The 1,788-nt window shown below is 73.9% G+C and carries 2 protein-coding genes; both read left to right on the plus strand.

From position 1 onward, the window contains the following. Positions 1-1,132, plus strand: a 1,132-nt coding sequence (locus tag ACIQOV_RS40090; protein ID WP_401055895.1) for a phosphatase PAP2 family protein, incomplete at its 5' end; no start/stop codon positions are given. Positions 1,133-1,146: 14 nt separating this feature from the next. Then, positions 1,147-1,734 (plus strand): G/U mismatch-specific DNA glycosylase, encoded by a 588-nt coding sequence (gene mug / locus ACIQOV_RS40095; RefSeq protein WP_401055897.1) that lies wholly within the window; start codon positions 1,147-1,149, stop codon positions 1,732-1,734. The last annotated feature ends 54 nt before the right edge of the window (positions 1,735-1,788 follow it).

Raw genomic sequence — 1,788 nt, forward strand, 5'->3', positions numbered from 1 at the left:
CCCGGCCCCGCACGACGCGCGGGCCGGGCAGCCACGCCCGGTGCCTCCGCCCCGCCCACGCGTGACGGGCTGGTCGAGACTCCGGTGGCTGGCCTGGCCGCTCTACCTGACGTGCCTCCTCTGGTTCCTGCGCACCGAGGGCATCCCCGCGGCCAACGACGTGCTGTTCCTCTGGCTCATCGCCGCCCTGCTGACCGCCGCCGTGCACAGCGGGCACGGCCCCCGCGGCTTCCTCCTGGTCCTGCGCGACTGGGTCCCGGTGATGGCCGTGGTGTGGGCGTACTCACTGCTGCGCGGCTACGGCGCCCACACCCCGTGGGCCCCGCACTGGCTGCCGCAGCTGCGCTTCGACGAGGTGCTCGGCTTCGGCGAGACCTGGACCGTCCGGCTCCAGCACGCGCTCTACACCGCCGGCTCACCGCATTGGTACGACTACGCCGCGGTGACCGTCTACCTCTCGCACTTCTTCGTGGTCTTCCTGCTGCTCGCGGTGCTCTGGCGACGCGCGCACCACCGCTTCCGGCAGTTGCTCGCCGCCTACCTGACGCTCACCTTCGCCGGCTTCGCCACCTACCTCCTCTACCCGGCCGACCCGCCGTGGCTGGTCTCCCAGGAGGGCAACCTGCCGCACCTGTCCCGGGTGGTCTGGGAAGTGATCTCGGTGAGCGGGCTGCCGCAGGCCGACTCGCTGCTGGAGAACGGCAGTCAGTTCGCCAACGACGTCGCCGCGATGCCCTCGCTGCACTCCGCCTACCCGGCGATGCTGCTGTTCTTCTTCTGGCCCACCGCCAACCGCTGGCTGCGGGCCGTACTGGTCGCCTACCCGCTCGCGATGACCTTCACCCTGGTCTACGGCGCGGAGCACTTCATCATCGACGTCTTCGTCGGCTGGGCCTACGCGGCCGTGGTGGTGTTCGGCCTGCGCCGGCTGCGCAACCGCCGGGCGGCCGTCGCGACTTCGGGGCCGGCCCCGGCCCCGGGCCCGGTGGAGGACACGGCCGAGCGCGCGGCCGAGCTCACCGCCGAGGACGCGGCCAAGGAGATCGCCAGGGACACCGCCAAGCGCGCGGCGAAGGAGGCGAAGGACGCGGCGAAGGAGGCGGCCAAGGGCACGGCAGACTTGGCCGGGTGAATCCGAGCGCACCGATGAAGCCCACCGCCGAGCAGCTGCTGGCCGCCAAGGACACCACCATCCCGGACGTCTCCGGTCCCGGGCTGCGGGTGCTGTTCTGCGGCATCAACCCGGGCCTGTGGTCCGGCGCCACCGGCCACCACTTCGCCCGCCCGGGCAACCGCTTCTGGCCGGCCCTGCACCGCTCCGGTTTCACCGGGCGCCAGTACCGCCCGGACGAGCAGCGGGAGTTGCTCGCACTCGGCCTGGGCATCACCAACGTCGCCCCGCGCACCACGGCCAAGGCGGACGAGCTGACCGCCGAGGAGCTGCGCGAGGGCGGCGCCGCGCTGCGCGCACGGGTGCTGCGGCTGCGCCCGCGCGCCCTGGCCGTGCTCGGCATCGGCGCCTACCGGACGGCCTTCGGGCAGCGCCGGGCCACGCTGGGGCGGCAACCGGAGGGCATCGGCGGCACCGAGGTGTGGGTGCTGCCGAACCCCAGCGGCCTCAACGCCCACTACACCCTGGACGGGCTGGCCGAGGAGTTCCGCAAGCTCCGGGAGGCGGTCGAGGACCGGCCCGTCGAGGGCCCTGCCGTCGGGAACCGGTCCGTCGAGGCCTGAGCCCGCGGGGCCTGAGCCCGCGCGGTCCGGGCCCGTGGGGTCCGGGCCTACGGG

Origin of the sequence: Kitasatospora sp. NPDC091257 (genome assembly GCF_044757675.1) — a bacterium.
Lineage (GTDB): Bacteria > Actinomycetota > Actinomycetes > Streptomycetales > Streptomycetaceae > Kitasatospora > Kitasatospora lactacystinica.

Bases quoted from the DNA above. Each gene is read 5' to 3' on its own strand.
- mug (WP_401055897.1), top strand. From the start codon at position 1,147: ATGAAGCCCACCGCCGAGCAGCTGCTGGCCGCCAAGGACACCACCATC.